At 43.7% G+C, this 20,283-nt stretch carries 10 protein-coding genes; 6 read left to right on the top strand and 4 right to left on the bottom strand.

Features of this window, described 5'->3' with window-relative positions:
• Positions 1-34 precede the first annotated feature (34 nt).
• The 3 genes from H6A28_RS03995 to metG form a co-directional block, all read right to left on the bottom strand.
• Positions 35-994, bottom strand: coding sequence for a glycosyltransferase (locus H6A28_RS03995; RefSeq protein ID WP_204478970.1), 960 nt, complete (start codon positions 992-994; stop codon positions 35-37).
• Positions 995-2,437: a lipopolysaccharide biosynthesis protein gene (locus H6A28_RS03990; protein WP_204478968.1), complete on the bottom strand. Its 1,443-nt coding sequence runs from the start codon at positions 2,435-2,437 to the stop codon at positions 995-997.
• Between the two features lie 105 nt (positions 2,438-2,542).
• Positions 2,543-4,585, bottom strand: coding sequence for a methionine--tRNA ligase (gene metG, locus H6A28_RS03985; RefSeq protein ID WP_204478966.1), 2,043 nt, complete (start codon positions 4,583-4,585; stop codon positions 2,543-2,545).
• A 640-nt stretch (positions 4,586-5,225) separates the two neighbouring features.
• Here metG and H6A28_RS03980 point away from each other — a divergent pair.
• The 6 genes from H6A28_RS03980 to H6A28_RS03955 all read left to right on the top strand — a co-directional run bounded on the left by H6A28_RS03980 (position 5,226) and on the right by H6A28_RS03955 (position 19,069).
• Complete coding sequence (locus H6A28_RS03980; RefSeq protein WP_204478959.1) at positions 5,226-8,336, top strand: SusC/RagA family TonB-linked outer membrane protein; 3,111 nt, start codon at positions 5,226-5,228, stop codon at positions 8,334-8,336.
• Positions 8,337-8,356: 20 nt separating this feature from the next.
• Positions 8,357-9,781: a RagB/SusD family nutrient uptake outer membrane protein gene (locus tag H6A28_RS03975; RefSeq protein ID WP_204478957.1), complete on the top strand. Its 1,425-nt coding sequence runs from the start codon at positions 8,357-8,359 to the stop codon at positions 9,779-9,781.
• Positions 9,782-9,872: 91 nt separating this feature from the next.
• Positions 9,873-11,522, top strand: coding sequence for a glycerophosphodiester phosphodiesterase family protein (locus tag H6A28_RS03970; RefSeq protein ID WP_239465251.1), 1,650 nt, complete (start codon positions 9,873-9,875; stop codon positions 11,520-11,522).
• Positions 11,523-11,880: 358 nt separating this feature from the next.
• Positions 11,881-13,878: a family 20 glycosylhydrolase gene (locus H6A28_RS03965; protein ID WP_204478955.1), complete on the top strand. Its 1,998-nt coding sequence runs from the start codon at positions 11,881-11,883 to the stop codon at positions 13,876-13,878.
• A 13-nt stretch (positions 13,879-13,891) separates the two neighbouring features.
• A complete protein-coding gene (locus H6A28_RS03960) occupies positions 13,892-17,476 on the top strand; it encodes a glycoside hydrolase family 2 TIM barrel-domain containing protein (RefSeq protein WP_239465250.1) in 3,585 nt (1,194 codons plus the stop codon).
• Between the two features lie 51 nt (positions 17,477-17,527).
• The gene (locus H6A28_RS03955; protein WP_239465259.1) at positions 17,528-19,069 is read left to right on the top strand and encodes a sulfatase family protein; all 1,542 of its coding nucleotides are present in this window, start codon (positions 17,528-17,530) and stop codon (positions 19,067-19,069) included.
• A gap of 81 nt (positions 19,070-19,150) precedes the next feature.
• On the opposite strand, the gene mnmA is transcribed toward H6A28_RS03955, so the two are convergent.
• Positions 19,151-20,281, bottom strand: a complete 1,131-nt coding sequence (mnmA, locus tag H6A28_RS03950; protein WP_204478951.1) for a tRNA 2-thiouridine(34) synthase MnmA — start codon at positions 20,279-20,281, stop codon at positions 19,151-19,153.
• Positions 20,282-20,283 lie beyond the last annotated feature (2 nt).

The raw sequence follows: 20,283 nt of genomic DNA, 5'->3' as shown, positions 1-20,283 counted from the left end.
GACAAAAATACGAAATCTTGCTCACCTCTCCAATTTAAAGGTAAAAATAAGTATTCCCGTAGGCCCGTATCATCGGATAGCAGAAACTTCTTACGTAGCTGAGCAGTCCTTTTTGCTGTGGATAGAAGTAAATCAGGTGTTTGAACCGCATGCACAGCAGACACAGACGGTACAGGCTGATTGGATCTTTTTTCAGCAAGAGGCCACTGAGTTGATGGGCTAAGGCGTGCTTGTCCTTGCTGGTATGCCGGTGGATGTAGCCGTAGAAAAACTGCCAGGTGGTCAGTTGTTGTTGCTCACGGAATTTTCGGAAACCATAGACATAGGGTTGCCAGGTCGGTTTCTTGACCAAATAGGCTGCATATTGCGCATTGAGCCGGTTGATGGCGGAGCCTTGGTGCGGACGATGCCAATTGAGCGGCTCGTTCACGCAGGCGATACCTTTCCCCAGTTGGGCATTGACACTCAACCACCAGTCGTAGAGGATGTGTCCGTCCCATTCCGTAAAGACCTGCCGGATGAAATCGCGGGTCAGCAACATGCTGTGTCCGGGGGTACTGTCGTAAAACAGCAGGTATTCCAGGTTGTGGCGGGGAATGACTACTTTTTTCATTTCGCCCTCTTGATAAGTTGTATCGGTATGATAACCCGAAATGCAGAGGTCGTGCGTACCGATGGCGGCTACTTGTTTAGCAATTTTCTCCGGATACCAGATATCGTCTTGGTCGGCAATGGCGATGAAATCTCCCGTGGCCTTTTTCAGTGCATTCTCAAAGTTTCGGTTGAAGCCGAGGTTTTGTGTGTTCCGTTCGATGCGGATAAAAGGATATTGCGCGGCATATTCCCGGGCGATGTCTAACGTATGGTCGGTAGATCCGTCGTCCTGAATAATCAGTTCGTGGATGGGATAGGTCTGGCGGACGATGCTGTTCAACTGTGCTTTCAGGAAGCGTTCGCCGTTGTAGGAGCAGAGTACGATGGATACAGTTTTCATTTAGCTTTTCTTTTTGAGCAAGTAGTTCAGGCTTTCCTTGAAGGTGACGGAACCACTGAGCCAGATGATAAGTGGATACAGGATTCCGGCAATCAGGATTTTCAGGGTGACCAGCCAGTAAATGTTCTCCACGGAACGGGTCAGGAAATAGACGCCTCCCATAATCAGGGCGGCGATGAGGCCAAACGAACAGACATCTTTTACCGCATGAAAGAGGCTGAGTTTGATTTCCCGCCACACGAAATAGTGCCATACCAGCAGCCACCCCACGTTGATGGCGATATATACTAAAATCATGCGATGGATGCCATAAGGGTAGAGCAGGTACATTACTACGAGCTGGCTGGTGCCCTGCGCGATGGTGTTCCACATGAAGAGGTTGGATTTTCCTTTGCTGATGAGGAGGTTGGTGTACAGGCTGGTTACAGGTAGGAAAGCGCCTCCGATAGCCAACAGTTGCAGAATGTGGGCACTGGGCAGCCATTTGCTGCCGATGGTCAGGGTGATCATTTCCGGGGCGATGAGAGACAGGCCCAGCATCACCGGGAAGGAGATGAAGGCTGTAAAGCGGAGCATCTTGCGGAACACGCGGCACTGGCGTTCAGGGTCGTCGGCCACCTGACGCAGTACGGGAAGGGCCACACTGCTCACCATACCCGTAATCAAAGAGTGCCCCATCAGGTTCCATTTGTTGGCCTGATTGAATTGTCCTACCTCCCGTTCGGAATAATAACGCCCTAAGATGATGGAGAACAGGTTGTTGTTGATGTGGTTGAAAATATTGGTCAGCAGGAGTTTGCTGCTGAAGCCGACCATGCTTCTCAGGGGACTGAAATCAAAATGGAACGTCGGTCGCCAGGGAGAGAAATACAGGTAGCACAGGTTGATGACCGCCACGTAGACAATGCTTTGCGTGGCAATTCCCCAGTAAGAATAGCCCAGCAGGGCCATGGTTACACCGGTGGTACCGGATACCAGTAAGGCGATGATACTCGACAAGGCTTTCTGCTTGACCATCAGGTTACGGAAGAGATAAGCACTGTGGGGAATCCCCAGACTGGCAATGAAGAAGCCCAGGAACGAGTAACGCGCCAGGGGAACCAGTGCGTCATTGTGGTAGAAATCGGCAATAAGCGGGGCACATCCGGCCAGAATCAGGTAGAGGGTCAGGCTCAGTCCGCTACAGAACCAGAATACCGCGTTGTAATCCTGATGGGTGATTTCTTTCTTGTTGACCAAGGCCGCGGTGAATCCGCTTTCCTGCAAAGAGCCGGCAATCAGGGAGAAAATACTCAGCATGCCCACCATTCCGTAGTCGCTGTCGTTCAGAATGCGGGCGGTCACGATGCCGAAGGCCAGGTTCAGTACCTGCATGGCTCCGTTGTTGATACCTCCCCAAAGTAGTCCTTTGGCGGTTTTTTCTTTTAAAGAGTGTTCGGGCATGCTCGTTTTTAGATGTAATGGAACAAACCACGCAGACCTCCATGGGTGGGCCAGGGAAATCTGCGTGTGTCTGTCAGTATATAAAATGGAGTAGGAGAAGCGGGATTATTTTACCTCACTTCCCGGTTTTACTTCGTTCAAAGTGGTCGTCACGGACAAAGAGCCGTCGAAGTTTTCTGCACTGAGAATCATACCTTCACTTACCAGTCCGTTCTTGAACTGACGCGGAGCCAAGTTGGCGATGAACAGCACCTGTTTGCCTACCAGTTCTTCCGGTTTGTAGTGCTGGGCAATTCCGCTGACGATGGTACGGTTTTCCAGTCCGTCGGCAATCTTGAATTTCAGCAGCTTCTTCATCTTGGGCACGTTTTCACATTCCAATACGGTACCTACACGGATGTCCAGCTTTTCAAATTCTTCGAACGAGATGGTCGGTTTGATGGGGTTGGCCTTGTAGTTGGCAGCCTCGTTGGCTTTCTTGGTAGCCAGCAGTTTGTCCACCTGTGCCTGAATCACATCATCTTCAATCTTTTCGAACAGCAGTTCCGGCTTGTTCAATTGATGGCCTTCTGCTAACAGGTCGGTACGTCCCAGCTGCTCCCAGTCGAAGCTTTCCAGGTTCAGCATCTTGCGCAGTTTTTCAGAGCTGAACGGCAGGAATGGTTCGAAAGCGATAGACAAGTTGGCAACCAGCTGCAGGGCAATGTTCAGGATAGTAGCTACCCGTCCCATGTCGGTCTTGGCCAGTTTCCAAGGTTCAGTATCAGCCAGGTATTTGTTTCCGATGCGGGCCAGGTTCATGGCTTCCTTCTGTGCATCGCGGAACTTGAATACATCCAGCAGTTTTTCTACTTCTGCTTTGACGTCGGCAAATTCTTTCAGGGTGTCACGGTCGTAGTCGTTCAGTTCGCCGCAAGCCGGCACTTTTCCGTCAAAATATTTGTGTGTCAGTACCATGGCCCGGTTCACGAAGTTTCCGTATACAGCCACCAGTTCGTTGTTGTTACGAGCCTGGAAATCTTTCCAAGTGAAGTCGTTGTCTTTGGTTTCCGGGGCGTTGGCTGTCAGCACGTAACGCAGCACATCCTGTTTGCCCGGGAAGTCCTGCAGGTATTCGTGCAACCATACGGCCCAGTTGCGGGAAGTAGAGATTTTGTCGCCTTCCAGGTTCAGGAACTCGTTAGCCGGTACGTTGTCCGGAAGAATGTAGCTTCCTTCAGCTTTCAGCATGGCTGGGAACACGATGCAGTGGAACACGATGTTGTCTTTTCCAATGAAATGAATCAGGCGGGTTTCAGGGTCTTTCCACCATTTTTCCCATGAATCTGGCAGCAGTTCCTTGGTATTGGAGATATAACCGATAGGCGCATCGAACCAAACGTAGAGCACTTTGCCTTCTGCACCTTCTACCGGTACTGGGATACCCCAGTCGAGGTCACGGCTCACGGCACGCGGCTGAAGTCCCATGTCCAGCCAGCTTTTGCACTGTCCGTACACGTTCGGACGCCATTCCTTGTGGTCTTCCAGAATCCATTTGCGCAGCCATCCTTCGTGTTTGTCCAGCGGTAGGTACCAGTGTTTGGTTTCCTTCATGACCGGCTGGCTTCCGCTAATGGCACTCTTCGGGTTGATCAGTTCGGTAGGTGACAGGGTGCTGCCGCATTTCTCGCACTGGTCACCGTAGGCGCCCTGTGCATGGCAGCGCGGACATTCTCCCGTGATGTAACGGTCGGCCAGGAAGGTATGTGCTTCCTCGTCGTAATACTGCATGGAAGTCTTTTCGATGAACTCATGCTTGTCGTACAGTTTGCGGAAGAAATCAGAAGCCATTTGGTGATGCGTCGGAGAAGAAGTACGTCCGTACACATCGAATGAGATACCAAATTCCTTGAAAGAATTCTTGATGAGGGTGTGGTAGCGGTCCACAATGTCCTGTGGGCTGACGCCTTCCTTCTTGGCACGGATGGTGATGGGCACCCCGTGTTCGTCAGAACCACCAATAAAGAGCACATCCTCTTTTTTCAGGCGCAGGTAGCGCACATAAATATCGGCCGGTACGTAAACACCTGCCAGATGGCCGATATGGACCGGGCCGTTGGCATAGGGCAGTGCCGATGTCACGGTCGTCCGTTTGAATTTCTTTTCCATATACGTATATAGTTTATTCTAAGTTGCAACCTTACGATGTGCAAAGATACGATTTATTTGGAAATTATTCTTTTTTGCGGCGTGCGAAGCGAATTTTTCGAGGATGGTTTTAAGATATAGAAGTAAATGCTTGTAGGTAAAGTTGTTTTTGTATTGAAGAGTATTTTAAAACGTTAATAATAAATTCTCTGTTTCACACTGTGGGATACAAAACCCACAGTGTGGGATATATATTTCACAGTGTGAAATACAAATCCCGCACTGTGAAACAAAGAATTTGTTGAGAGATTCTGAAAAATATATCTGAAAGTTTGATAAAATGTGTGCGTGACAAAAATATTAGTTCAATAGGAATATTATATCTATTAAATCCTCTAATGTAGAAAGGCTAAGACCGTAAATTTATGATTTCATATTATTGCCGATAAAAATATTTGAAAATTATTCATGAATGTTAGATTTATATGTGGATTAATAGAAAGTTTGGACTTGTGTAAGGGTAGGTATATTGTTCATCATTTCTTATTTCGTTTGTAAAGATTTGGTATTTTTTTCGTAATTAACTTGTAATAGGCCTAAAATACCTTTGCGGCGGTAAAATTGAACAAACTAAAATATTATTACATTAAACTATTAAAGCATGAAGCAAAGGTTGTTTTTAGTTTTTGGTTTGTGTTTGTTAATAATGAATGCACAAGCTAGAAATATTAGGGGAATCGTCCTGGATTCTTACAAAGAAAGTATTATCGGGGCGACAATTATGGAAAAGGGTACAACGAATGGTACGGTTACAGATGTAGATGGGAAATTTAGCCTTGAAATTAATGAGAAGAATGCTACATTGGTAATTAGTTATATTGGTTATAAAAGTCAGGAAATAAAAGTTGGAGGTAAGTCACAACTTAACATTATTCTGCAAGAAGATACAAAAGAATTGAATGAAGTGGTAGTTATTGGATATGGTACGACTACGACTAAAAGTAATACAGGATCTATTGCCTCTGTAAAATCTACTGATATTCAAAATTATCCGTCAACAAACTTTGCAAACTCATTGTCTGGAAAGGCTACTGGAATTCAGATAATTCAGTCTACTGGAGATCCTGGAAGTAATCCTCAGATTCGAGTGAGAGGAATTGGCACATTGACAGCTGGAAACTCTCCTTTGATTGTTGTGGATGGTTTCCCTCTTTCCGAAGGTTCAGATATAAATAGTATTAATCCGAATGCGATTGAATCTATTGAAATATTAAAAGATGCTGCTTCTACAGCGATTTACGGTTCAAGAGGTTCAAATGGTATTATAATGATTACTACAAAAGGAGGTAAGACTGGAAAACCCACTGTGACATTATCTGTAAATTATGGGATTCAGCAGCGTTCAGATAGAGTAGAACTGGTGGATGCTTATGATTTTGCTCAATTCTTGAAAGAAGCCCGCAATACAGGGTATGTGAATAAAGATCCATTGCATAGAAGTGAATCAGATAGTAATGAGGTGCGTAGAAGCAAGGGAGCTTCTAAACGTGAATTAATACCAGATTATATAATTCCTTATTTGAATGGAGAACCAGGGTTAACCAATACAGATTGGTATGATGAGATATTTCGTATTGCACCTATTCAGGATTATAATGTAGCTGTCAATGGCGGAACAGAAAAAATGTCTTATTCTTTTGCAGGTGGCTACATAAAGCAGGATGGTATTCTTATAGGCTCTGATATGGATAAGTTTTCTGCTAACTTGAATATGAGATTTAATCCTAATGAATATATAACGATGGGATTATCGATGTCTCCTTCGTATACACGTACAAATGAATTTGCATCCTCTGGAACATGGGGAGGAACATTGATAGGTCTGGCTTCTATTAGTTATCCATTTTTCTCTCCCTACAATGAGGATGGAAGTTATGCTATTTCTGAACAGATTGCAGCTAATCAGGAATCGGATGGAGCTCTTTGTGAGAATCCGGTGGCATGGGCTAATATGATAACAAATAATAAAAAACGGACTCGTATTTTCGGAAATTTTTACACGGAGGTCAAATTGTTTGATTTCTTACGCTATAAAATTAATTTGGGATCAGACTATAATTCTTTAACTTCGAATTATTTTAATCCTTCATCTTTAGGTGCTTATCGTGTTTCTGCCCCGAAACCTACAGAGTCTTCTCAAGGAAGGGGTGAAACTTTGAATTATTTGATAGAGAATACCTTGACATTTAACAAGTCATTGTTTAATAATACTAATAATATTCAGTTTCTGTTGGGGCAATCTTATCAGAAAGAGGAATATACAGCAGTAAATATTGTAGCTTCTGGTTTTTCAGATGATTCTATTGAGAATATTGCAGGTGGAAGTAGCTTTAAGATTACTCCTGATCAATATAGCTGGGCGATGATTTCGTATTTTTCCCGTTTGAACTATAACTATATGAATAAATATATGCTTAATGCGTCTGTCAGATGGGATGGTTCGTCGCGTTTTGGTAAGAATAGCAAATGGGGAGTGTTCCCGGCTGTTTCTGCTGCTTGGTTGATTTCTGGTGAGGATTTTATGAAAGGAAACCCTGTAGTTGAGTATGCGAAATTGCGTGCCAGTTGGGGAAAATCAGGAAACAATCAGATTCCAAATTTTGGTGCACAAGCTATAATGGGAAGTGCGGATTATATTAATGGAGGGACTATTGCTCCGGGTACGATTATATCAGAATCTCCTAATGCTGATTTGTCATGGGAGATGACTTCTACATATAATATTGGATTAGACTTGACTTTGTTTGAATATTTAGGTGTAAATGCTGATTTTTATGTAGCAAATACTCAGGACTTGTTACTTGAAGTGCCTGTTCCTGAACAGAGTGGATATGCAACTTCATTGCAGAATATTGGAGAAATACGGAATGTCGGTTTTGAATTGAAATTATCTACTGCAAAGAATGTAAACTTGGGACCTGTATCCTGGAATTCAAGTCTGAGTTTGTCTACAAATAAAAATAAGGTACTGGCGTTAGCTCCTGGGCAGACACAGATTATTTCTGGAAGTAATATTACGAAAGTCGGTGAATCTATCAGTGAATTGTATGGATATGAGATCTTAGGTATATATAAATCAGAAGAAGATTTGCAGAAATATCCATCTATGGCTGGTACTCAGATTGGAGATTATATTATTGCAGACTTGAATGGAGATAAAATTATAGATTCAAAGGATAAAAAAAGCTTTGGCTCTCCAGCTTCTAAAGCAATCATTGGTTTTAATAATGTGTTTGGCTACAAAGACTTTGAGCTTACTTTTGATTTCTATAGTGAACTGGGAAAGAAAAAATATGGAAGTACCTTGGAATCTCTTGAACGTGGAGAAGGTTTTATGATGGTAACTCAAGACTATTTTGATAATCGTTATCACCCTGTAAATAATCCGGACGGAACTTATGCAACTCCGAATATGGCAAATTATTCCAATGCAAGAAAGGCTGCGGCAACTTCGAATATCTGGTTTAAAGACGCTTCTTATTTATTGTTGAGAAACCTGAAACTGTCATATAATTTGCCTCAGTCATTTACTAAAAAGTTGGGATTGAGTCGTGCGCAGGTTTATGTATTAGGAAATAATCTATTTATGATAACTCCTTATAAAGGCTTTAATATTGACGCAGAAGGTACTAATCTGCTGGAACAAGGTAAGGAGCATTATGTATATCCGGTACCACGGACAATTTCACTTGGAGTAAACGTTAGTTTTTAATTATTAAGAAAGTGTTTATTATGAGAAATTATAAAATGACATTATGTGCTGCAATATGCACTTTATGTGTAGGCTGTTCTGATAGCTTACTTGATTTGACTCCTGAATGCAATAATGTAATTAATAATTATTTTACGAACGAAGAACAAATTCTTCAAGGAGTGAACGCAGCGTATGCCACTTTACAATATAGTGGACAATATGGTATTGCCAATTATGTGTTGGGAGAATTGCCTTCTGATAATACTTGGGATGAAGTGCCAGCTAATGATGGCGGTAACTACGGACAATTGGATGAGTTTAATATGACATCATCTAATTCTGTTGTAGCAGATTCTTGGCGGCATAACTATATCGGAATCCAGCAGTGTAATGTTATCTTGAATCGGATCGATGCTGTAGAGATGGAAGACGTGGAACGTAACCAGGTAAAAGGAGAAATGAAGTTTCTTCGTGCACTGATGTATTTTAATTTGGTTCGGATATTTGGGGATGTTCCTTTAGTAACAAAAGAAACTGTGGATACGAATGAGTATTTTGGTCAGGGACGTACGAAGAAGGAAGAAGTTTACAAGGCAATTGTAGATGACTTGACTGATGCTATTAAGCTGATGCAGGATGAAAATTCGATAAAAGAGCGTGCTTGTAAACCTGCCGCACAAGGATTGCTGGGAAAAGTCTATTTGACTTTGGGTGATTATGCGAGTGCAATACCTCAGTTGGAAGCTGTAAAGCAAAATCCACGGTATGGTTTGCTTGATGATCCAGATATGATATTTGATACGAATAATAAGGGGAATAAAGAAATCCTTTTTGATGTGCAGTTTGAATCCGGATTAAATGGAAACTCAGAGGGTAGTGATGCTTTAAGAATGTTCAGCCCTTCGGGTACCATAAATGGAGCAAAGGGACATAATTTACCCACGGAAGAAGTATATGCCTTATTTGCAGATAATGACAAACGTAAAACTGCTTACCTGAAAAGGACAACGGTTCATCTGGTTTCTAATAAAATAAAGCAGACTTCGGAGGTCGTTGAAGATTGTGGAAGTAATGCGGTGGTTCTTCGCTATGCAGATGTTTTGTTAATGTTGGCTGAATGTTATGCACAAAGAGGTTTGCAGGATGACATGGATTTGGCAAATGATTGTTTGGAAGCGGTAAGAGGAAGAGCGATTGATAATTTGTCATATACAAATTATACAGACAAAGATGAATTACTTGAGGAAATTGCTACTGAACGTAGAAAGGAACTTGTTTGTGAAGGACATCGTTGGTTTGACTTGATTCGTACAGGAAAGGCTGTAGAAGTAATGACTGCATATTTCCAGAAAACGACAGGATATAATGGAGTAACTGTAAACGAGAATAATTTGGTTCAACCAATTCCGTTGTCACAAATAGATACCGATTCAAGTATTAAACAAAATTTGGGTTATAACTAATTGTTATATGATAAAGACTAATTGTTATATGATAAAGAAATGTATAGTGTTATTCATATTGGCGTTCGTAGCCAATATGAATTGTACTTGTTTGACTGCACAAGTACGATTTGAAAAAGGGAAGACGGTTGTTGTTTCTCATCGTGGAGATTGGAGAAATGCTCCGGAAAATTCCATACAAGCAATACAGAATTGCATTGATATGGGGGTAAATATGGTTGAAATAGACATTAAGAAAACTAAAGACAATGTGCTTATCTTAATGCATGACCAGACTTTGGATCGGACGACTTCAGGAAAAGGGAAACCAGAAGATTATACTTTAGCTGAATTGAAACAATTAAGACTGAAAAATGGGGCAGGAGTACTCACAACGCATACAATTCCTACTTTAGAAGAAGCTATGTTGGTTGTAAAAGGAAAAATATGGGTTAATATTGATAAAGGATATGACTTCTTTGCCGACGTAAAAAAAGTTTTGGAAAAGACACAGACTACTCAACAGGTTATTATAAAATCTGGTTTGCCTTTTGAAACTGTAAATGAGGAAAATAAAGAGGTCGTAAAAGATCTTTATTTTATGCCGATAGTAGATGCAAATCGTCCAAATGCGGTGACATTTGTGGAGGATTATATTAAAAATCTTCACCCGCAAGCATTTGAAGTTTGTTTTCAGAAGAAAGATGCACAAGTAGAAAAGGTATTAAACTTGATTCAGGCATCGGGAGCTAAAGTGTGGATAAATACATTATGGCCATCACTTTGTGGAGGGTTGAATGATGACCGTGCGGTAGAAAAAAATGAAAAAGATCAGGTTTGGGGAGAGGTCTTGAAAATGGGTGCTTCTTTTATTCAGACTGATAGACCGAAAGAACTTATTGAATATTTGAGATTAAACAATAAATTTATAAATAATTCTGGGTATGTTCGGAAGAATTTGTTGGACAGAAATCAGTCCTATGTACATGTAGTAGCACATAGAGGAGACTGGAAGCATTTTCCTGAAAATTCTTTGGATGCTATCAATAGTATTATAGAGATGGGAGGAGATGTGGTCGAGATAGATGTACAACGAACGAAAGATGGTGTCTTGATATTAATGCATGATGAAACACTTGACCGTACGACTAATGGACATGGAATTATTGCAGAAACTATGTTTAGCGATATTCAGAAGTTAAATTTGAAGGATTATGAAGGTAAGCTTACGAATTATAAAGTTCCTACATTAAAAGAAGCATTGCTTTTGGCACAAGGAAGGATTATGTTAAACTTAGATAAATCAGATCGTTTCTTTAACCAAGTAGTTGATTTGTTAAAGGAAACTGGCACACTGGATATTGCTATAATGAAAGGATTACATCCTTTGGCAGATGTTCAAACTAAATTTGGAAAATATCTGGATGACGTGATTTACATGCCAATGATTCGGTTGGACAATAAGGGTGCTGAAGATGCTATGGTAGAATTTGTTGATGGTATGTCTCCTGTTGCTTTTGAATTAGGTTTTAATGAAGTTACCAATCCTTTACCTAAAAAAGCTGTACGGCTGATTAATTATCAATCTTTAATTTGGTATAACTCTTTGAAAGGCAGGAACGGTGGCCATGATGATGTAATATCTTTAGAGAATCCTGATGCAGGATTTGGATATTTAATAGATGAGTTGGGGGCTCGTATGATTCAAACAGATGAACCTCAAAAGTTAATTGAGTATTTAAAGAGAAGAGGATTACATTAATCAAACTATTTCTTTTTTGTATACACACTGAGCTTTAACAATCATAAGGTTCAGTGTGTTTTTTGTTTATTTTGAATTGCTATCAAAGTCTAAGTTCTCTTTTTATAGCTGGTTAATAGATATTTTTTAGACTTAAATTTCAGCTTGTAAAAATCTGAATAGTAAAGAAAAATGCATATTTTTGTATTCGAAACTAAAATCCTAAAATAAATAGTATGAGAAAAATCGCTGGTTTTATTTGTTCATGGTTTAGTGTTTCCTTAATCAATATAGATGATAATTTTTAGTATGAGTGTCGTTGATTTCTGCAGAAACGGTTATTTCTTAGGATAAATATGTAAACTTTAAATTTGATACAATGAGACACCTGATTTTATGTAGTGTGATGTGGTTGTGTGGGTTAATGATGGCAGTAGGCCAGAATGTGCCACAAGTGATTCCTGCTTTGCAGCAGTGGAAAGCAGCAAAAGGAAAGCTGGTGCTTCCGGAGGCTGGAAAAGTGATTGTTTCTCCAGAGGAAGAAAAGGAACTGAAAGAAGGAGCCGAGATCCTGGTACAGGATTTGAAAGCAATGTTTGGCTGGGATTATCGGGTAGAAGTAGGAAAGAAAGAAAAAGGGACCGTTTATCTGACTTTGGGAAAACCGGACAAAACCTTGGGCGAAGAAGGATACCGCATGAACATTCAGAGTGAGGTTACCATTGAAGCACCTACTGCCAAAGGTGTCTTCTGGGGTACGCGTACTTTGCTTCAGATGATTCATAACCAGCCGGAGGGACTGATGAAAGGACGGGCTACGGACTTTCCTTTGTATCCCAACCGAGGATTCATGATTGATGTGGCTCGTAAATTCTTTACGATGGACTACTTGCGTGATTATGTCAAAATTCTTTCGTTCTATAAGTTGAATGAGTTGCAGGTACATTTGAATGACAATGGTTTTGTGGAATTCTTTGGGAATGACTGGAACAAGACGTATGCGGCTTTTCGTCTGGAAAGCGAGCGCTTCCCGGGGCTGACGGCAAAGGATGGTTCTTATACCAAAGAAGAATTCCGTGATTTTCAGATTATGGCAGCACGTTATGGGGTAAATGTGATACCGGAGATTGACGTGCCGGCTCATTCATTGGCTTTCACACATTATAATCCGCGTCTGGCAGCCGATAAGAAAGAGTATGGTATGGACCACCTGGATTTATACAAACCGGAGGTTTACGAATTTGTGGATGCACTGTTTGATGAATATCTGTCGGGCGAGAATCCCGTGTTCGTAGGACCGGAGGTGCATATCGGTACAGATGAATATAACCAGAAAGAATCGGAACAGTTCCGTCGCTTTACGAATCATTATCTGGATTTTGTGTCAAAATATGGCAAGACTCCGCGTTTGTGGGGAAGCTTGAATGTGATGAAAGGAAATACTCCTGTCGATTTGAAAGGAAAAGTGGTGAGTGCATGGAATTATGACTGGATGGATGTGCAGACTTGTCTGGATGCGGGTGCCAAGGTGGTGAATTTGTGTGACGGGCTGTTGTATCTGGTGCCTGCGGCGCATTATTATTATGATTTCTTGAACTATCAGTGGTTGTATGAAAACTGGATGCCGGAAATGATGCGGAAGGGTGATCCGAAAATGACCGTACGTCACCCTAACTTCCTGGGGGCGATGCTGGCAGTCTGGAATGACCGTGTGGGTAATGGAATTAGCGAACAGGATGTACATTTTCGTACTTTCCCAGGTTTGCAGGTGGTGTGTGAAAAGATGTGGAAGGGTGAAAATGCGGATAAAGTGCCTTTTGAGCAATTCATGGCGCTTTGCGCTACTACTCCTGAGGCTCCAGGTGTAAACTTGTTAGCTAAGGTAGACGAGCAGACCACACTGATTGAAGCAGGAAGAGAAGTGACTTTATCTGGTACGGAGATCGTAACTACGGAAGTAGATGAAATAGGCTATCCTTATGCGGTAGAATTTGAATTGTGTCCGGATGCGTCGCCTAATATTGATGCCATATTGTTCAAAGGGCCGCATTCAGAATTTGTTTCCAATTGGCAGAATACCGGCAAGTTTGCTTTCCGTCGTGACGGCTATGAGTTTGTGTTCCATGCATATCGTTTGCCTGCCGGACAATGGACAAAGGTGAGAATTGAGGGGGATGTGAAGGGTACTTCTCTATTTGTGAACGGACAGCTTCAAGAAAGACTGGAAGGTCGTGTTGGTGAAGTGTATAATGAAAAACGGCAGCGGAAGGATCGTTTCTGGTATCAGGAAACCTTGATTTTCCCATTGAGGCAGTTGGGAGATACTAAGATGGGATTTAAGGGAAAAGTTAGAAATTTAGTATGTATTCCACTTTAATATAGCAAATGTTATGATGAAAATTTATCGTTTTTTGATGGTCCTGGGACTTCTGGTATGGATGGCTCAGAATGTATCTTCGCAAAGCAGATACGATAAAGATAAGCTTTATAATGTATTCCCTGCAAAGGTATCAAATAAGGTACTGGGCTATGATAAGGGGTCGTCTGTGATATTGAAATCCTTGAGTAAGGACGACCAGAAACAGCAGTGGAACATTAACGAGTTATCGGGAAGTTTCCGTTTTGTGAATGTATTCGAAGACAAGGCGCTGAGAGCTGATGTAGACCATAAGGCATTGGTCGTTACAGAGGTAAACGGAAGTGATGAGGCGCAGTTGTGGAGCATACAGGAAACCGCAAACGGGGTGAGACTGGCTCCGGCCAATACTCCGTCGCTTATGCTGGTATGTCAGAAAGACGGCCGTCTGCAGTTGATGGACAGAAAGAAGGCTGAAACGATGGAAGCTTCTTTGTTCCAGATACGGGTAAGCGCCGTGCCTATGCCCGAAGGAGCAGGTATGGCTGCACGCGAAAAAGTGTACTGGGAAGATGAAACTCGCTTTGAAGAAAATAAGGAAGTAGGTCATGCCACGTATATGCCTTATCCTTCAGAGAAAGATATGTTGGCAGACAAGGCTTTCTATGACCGCCCTTGGGAGGAAGTACATAACTCTGCCTATATGCTGCTGAACGGTACATGGGCTTTCCATTGGGTGTCAGAACCCTCACAACGTCCACTGGATTTTTATAAGGAAGATTTCGATGTATCGGGATGGGACCGCATTCCTGTGCCGTCTAACTGGGAAATGCAGGGATACGACCGTCCGATTTATGCCAATGTAGAATTCCCGCATGCCAACACACCGCCTTATATTCAGGCACGTAAAGGTTTTAACGATGGCGGAAAGAACTATGGTATCAATCCGGTAGGTTCGTATGTACGTACGTTTAATTTGCCGGAAGGCTGGGATGGAAAACGTACTTTCATTCATTTCGGTGGTATTTACAGTGCAGCTTTTGTGTATCTCAACGGAAAATATGTGGGCTATTCACAAGGAGCAAACAATGTAGCTGAGTTTGATGTGACCAAGTACCTGAAACCGGGCGAAAATCGTCTGGCTGTGCAGGTGTTCCGCTGGTGTGACGGTTCTTATCTGGAATGTCAGGATATGTTCCGTATGAGTGGTATCTTCCGTGATGTATATTTATATAATGTACCGAAAGTAAGTGTACGCGATCATTACATTACCTGCCTATTGGATAAAGACAAGAACTATAAAAGTGGAACCATGAATGTGAAGTTGTCTTTGGATAACCGTGACAAGCTGAAGGGTACCAAGAATCTGCTGGTGCGTCTGTTAGATCCGGAAGGCCGTAAGGTAGCCGAATCGGAAGTAGCTGTGAAATACGCTCCTTCTTCTCCGGTAAGTACGGCTAATGTGTCATTCGATTTGACAGATTTGTCTTTGTGGACTGCTGAAACTCCTACCTTGTATACTGTGCAAGTGATACAGCGTCAGGGAGGAAAGGACGAAATGGCCTTTTCTACGAAATACGGTTTCCGTGACATCGAAGTGAAGGGCTCGTTGCTTTATCTGAATGGCAAGCGGGTATTCTTTAAGGGAACCAACCGGCATGATACGCATCCGATGTACGGACGGGCTGTGACGACGGAGTCCATGTTGTGGGATGTGCTGACCATGAAGCGGAACAACATCAATACGATTCGTACGTCGCATTATCCGAATGCCGCTAAAATGTATGCCATGTTTGATTACTATGGCCTGTACACGATGGATGAGGCTGACTTGGAAAACCATGCCAACCAGTCTATCAGTGACATGCCTTCCTGGATACCTTCGTTTGTAGACCGTATTGACCGGATGGTATTGAGAGACCGTAATCATCCGAGTGTGATTTTCTGGAGTCTGGGCAATGAAGCCGGAGGAGGAGCGAACTTCCGTGATTGCTATGACGCGGCCAAGAAACTGGACAGCCGTCCGGTGCATTATGAAGGTGCACGCGACGGGAAATCATACGGAGGTAACCGTTTCAGCGATTTCTATTCCAAGATGTATCCGAGCATGGACTGGATGGAGGAACATGTGAGCGCGTTCGAAAAGCCTCTCTTTGTCTGTGAATATGCGCACGCCATGGGAAATGCCATCGGTAATTTGAAAGAATACTGGGAAAGCATAGAAGGCAGTAAGGCTACGATTGGAGGAGCTATCTGGGATTGGATAGACCAGGCGATTTACGAACCTCATGAAATGAAGAAAGGGATTTATCGCTTGCATACGGGATATGACTTCCCGGGTCCGCATCAGGGTAACTTCTGTTCAAACGGTATCGTCCCGGCCACACGGGAAGAATCACCGAAGCTGAAGGAGGTGAAAGCCATTTATCAATATGTAGGCTTCAAGTGTCTGGGTATGGATGCGGCACACGATGTAGCCAATATCCAGGTGACCAATAAATATGCGTTCCTGCCGTTGAACGGCTTCGACTTGAAATGGGAGACGGTAAAGAATGGAGAGATTGTGGGGGCCGACAGCTTGAAACTGGAGGCGGTGCTTCCGGGCGATTCCGTGGCTCTCAGTCTGAAACTGACGGGTGTGAATCTGTCGGGGGCACAGAAAAACGGTGACGAGGTGATGGTCAATCTGCATGTGCGGATGCTGTCGTCTACCGTATGGGCAGAAGCAGGACATGAGGTGGCCTTCCGTCAGTTTGAACTGACCGAACGGGCGGCATTGCCGGAACTGGCTGCGAAGAAAAAGAAAAACAACTGGGATGTTCGGGAAGATGAGAAACAGGTTTCAGTAGCGAATGAAAAGGTACGTGCCGTATTCGACAGGAGCACAGGGCAGCTGATTCAGTTGAACATGGGCGGTAAGGAAATTATCAGTCATAAGGGCGGTTTCTTGTACGATAACCATCGCTGGATTGAAAATGATTTGTTCAAGGAAGTGGCCAACGGGCTGGATGCAGCCGGTACATGCGAAGTAACTGTGGAAAAAGGAAAGGTACTGGTACGTACTTCCCGCGGAGGCTCTTTGTGTGCCACCAACATTGTGTATACTTTCACTCCAGACGGTGTGTTGGATATGGATGTACGCTTCTCTCCGCAGACTGCCAATTTGCGCCGTTGTGGGCTGGTATGCCTGTTGGATTCTACGTTGACACAGGTAAATTATTATGCACATGGGCCGTGGGAAAACTACGTAGACCGGAAAGACGCTTGCCCGGTAGGACGTTATACTACTACGGTAGATGAAATGGGCGGTAAGTATGTCAAACCGCAGTCCATGGGCAACCGGGAAGGCTTGCGCAGTTTGGAACTGACCGATGCATCCGGCAAGGGTATCCGTATCCAGACGCAGGGTAATGTGTCGTTCTCCGCGTTGCGTTACACTGACGAGGATTTGATGAACACCAAGCATACATGGGAACTGGAGAAACGTCCTTACGTAGTGTTGCATCTGGATGCCGCACTTCGGGGATTGGGTAACGCAAGCTGTGGTCCGGAAACCATGCTGAAATACCAGATACCACAAAAGCCGATGAGTTACAAACTCCGTATTTCCGCTTTATAAACTTTAATAACCTAAAACCAAATTATGAACAAACTTTACCCCCTTGCCGGTATGGTTATCCTATCGGCTGTGACCACTGCCTGTCAGCAAGCTGACAAGCAGGAAAAGAAGCAATACAACATTGTGTATATCATGACCGATGACCATACGGCGCAGATGATGAGCTGTTATGACACACGCTACATGGAAACGCCCAATCTGGACCGGATTGCCAATGAAGGTGTACGTTTTACCAATAGTTTTGTGGCCAACTCGTTGAGTGGTCCCAGCCGTGCCTGTATGCTGACTGGAAAACATTCTTGCGGCAACAAATTCTATGATAATACCACTTGTGTGTTCGACAGCGCGCAGCAGACGTTCCCGAAACTGCTGCGCAAGGTTGGCTATCAGACGGCCATTATTGGAAAATGGCATTTGGAAAGTCTGCCCTCTGGTTTCGATTATTGGGAAATTGTGCCGGGGCAGGGTGATTATTATAATCCGAATTTTATTACACAGGATAACGATACCATCCAGAAGCACGGATATATTACCAATATCATTACGGACGATGCCATCGACTGGCTGGAGCACAAGCGGGATGAGAAGAAACCTTTCTGCCTGATGATTCACCATAAGGCGATTCACCGTAACTGGATGGCAGATACCTGCAACCTGGCCTTGTATGAAGACAAGACTTTCCCGTTGCCGGATAATTTCTTTGACGATTATGAAGGACGTGAAGCAGCTGCGGCACAGGAAATGAGCATCGTAAAGGACATGGACATGATTTATGACCTGAAGATGCTCCGTCCGGACAAGGATTCCCGCTTAAAGAGCGTGTATGAAAGTTTCCTGGGACGTTTGGACAGTGCACAGCGTGCGGCCTGGGACAAATTCTACGGCCCGATTATTGATGACTTCTATAAAAAGAATCCGCAAGGAAAGGAACTGGCCAATTGGAAGTTCCAGCGTTATATGCGTGATTATATGAAGACGGTCAAATCGTTGGATGACAATGTGGGGCGTGTGTTGGATTACCTGAAAGAAAAAGGTTTGCTGGAAAATACATTGATTGTCTATACTTCCGACCAAGGATTCTATATGGGAGAGCATGGTTGGTTCGACAAGCGTTTCATGTATGAAGAATCCATGCATACCCCGCTGATTATGCGTCTGCCGGAAGGTTTTACCCGCAAGGGAGACATTACGGAAATGGTGCAGAATATCGACTATGCGCCTACTTTCCTGGAATTGGCGGGAGTGGAAGTTCCGTCGGACATGCACGGAGTTTCTCTGCTGCCTTTGTTAAAAGGAGAGCACCCGAAAGACTGGCGCAAGGCTTTGTATTACCATTTCTACGAGTATCCGGCCGAACACATGGTGAAACGCCATTACGGAGTACGTACAGACCGTTACAAACTGATTCATTTCTATAATGACATTGATACATGGGAGCTGTATGACTTGCAGGAAGACCCGCACGAAATGCACAATTTGTATGGTCAGAAAGAATATGAGGGAATCGTGACGGAACTGAAGGCGGAAATGGCCAAACTGCAAGAGCAGTACAATGACCCGGTACGTTTTTCTCCGGATCGTGACAAAGAATAATCTTTAAAGTTTGGACAAATAAAGATGCCCGGACGGCTTGTGAGGAGCAGTCCGGGCATCTTTTTTAGGTATAGGAGTGATTTATTTCGGGAACTTCGCTTCGTTCTCGGCACCTATCTTTTTGATGGCTTGCTGGAAAGCGATGAATCCGCCACCCAATACCCGGTTGCCTTCGTAGAACACAGCCGACTGACCGGGGGTGATGGCAGAAGCCTCTTGTTGGAAGCGGACCAACAGTTGCCCGTTCTCCAGCAGAATCACCTGGCAAGGAATCGACCGGCTGCGGTAGCGGATGCGTACAGCCAAGTCCTTACAACTGAGCAGTTCATCCAGACTGGCTACATTGTAATCTTCTACCAGCATATATTGGGTCTTGAGCTGGTCGGCATCTCCCAGCATGACTGTGTTTTTGGCAGGATTGATTTTCAATACGTAGGCCGGTTTTCCCAAGGCGATTTCCAATCCTTTCCGCTGTCCGATAGTGTAGTAGGCGAAACCTTTGTGCTGTCCCAGTTTCAGCCCTTTGCTGTCGACAAACCATCCCGGACCAATCCTTTCGTCAATGTCGGGGCAATGCTCTTTCAGAAATTCCCGGTAGTCTTTTTCAATGAAGCAGATTTCCATGCTTTCTCCTCCACGGGCTTTGGCCTCGAAACCTTTTGAGGCGAGGTAATCGCGTACGCTGGCTTTCGTCATGCCGCCAAGAGGGAACATCATCCGTTTCAAAATCTCTTGCGGCAGTTTCCATAGAAAATACGACTGGTCTTTCAGGGGGTCGTCGCCGGTCAGGATGTAGCGATAACCATTGATATCTTTCAACTGGCAGTAGTGTCCCGTGGCAATCCAGGCACAATTGCATCGGTCTGCCCATTCACAGAGAATCCGTTCCTTGAACAAGGGATTGCACATTACACAAGGGTTGGGGGTACGTCCCCGCATGTATTCATCGATGAAATACTGCACAATGACTTGGCGGAACTCGGTCCGCACATCGGCCACGTGGTGTTCGATACCTAGGCGGGCAGCCAGTTGTTGTGCTTCAATCACTTCATTGGGCTGGTCGTTGCCGGGGGTAAAATGAGACGCGACGTCCCAGGTACGCATGGTCACGCCTACTACTTCATATCCTTGCTCCTGTAGCATGATGCAGGCAGCCGAACTGTCGATGCCTCCACTCATGCCGACCAAAACTCTTTTTTCTCTTTCTTTCATGT

It is taken from the genome of Bacteroides mediterraneensis (assembly GCF_016900355.1).
Classification (GTDB): Bacteria; Bacteroidota; Bacteroidia; order Bacteroidales; family Bacteroidaceae; genus Phocaeicola.
Note: the sequence above shows the minus strand (reverse complement) of the source record. Positions and strands in the feature narration are given on the sequence as shown.

Bases quoted from the DNA above. Each gene is read 5' to 3' on its own strand.
- mnmA (WP_204478951.1), bottom strand. From the start codon at position 20,281: ATGAAAGAAAGAGAAAAAAGAGTTTTGGTCGGCATGAGTGGAGGCATC.
- metG (WP_204478966.1), bottom strand. From the start codon at position 4,585: ATGGAAAAGAAATTCAAACGGACGACCGTGACATCGGCACTGCCCTAT.
- H6A28_RS03960 (WP_239465250.1), top strand. From the start codon at position 13,892: ATGATGAAAATTTATCGTTTTTTGATGGTCCTGGGACTTCTGGTATGG.
- H6A28_RS03995 (WP_204478970.1), bottom strand. From the start codon at position 994: ATGAAAACTGTATCCATCGTACTCTGCTCCTACAACGGCGAACGCTTC.
- H6A28_RS03975 (WP_204478957.1), top strand. From the start codon at position 8,357: ATGAGAAATTATAAAATGACATTATGTGCTGCAATATGCACTTTATGT.
- H6A28_RS03980 (WP_204478959.1), top strand. From the start codon at position 5,226: ATGAAGCAAAGGTTGTTTTTAGTTTTTGGTTTGTGTTTGTTAATAATG.
- H6A28_RS03990 (WP_204478968.1), bottom strand. From the start codon at position 2,437: ATGCCCGAACACTCTTTAAAAGAAAAAACCGCCAAAGGACTACTTTGG.
- H6A28_RS03965 (WP_204478955.1), top strand. From the start codon at position 11,881: ATGAGACACCTGATTTTATGTAGTGTGATGTGGTTGTGTGGGTTAATG.
- H6A28_RS03955 (WP_239465259.1), top strand. From the start codon at position 17,528: ATGGTTATCCTATCGGCTGTGACCACTGCCTGTCAGCAAGCTGACAAG.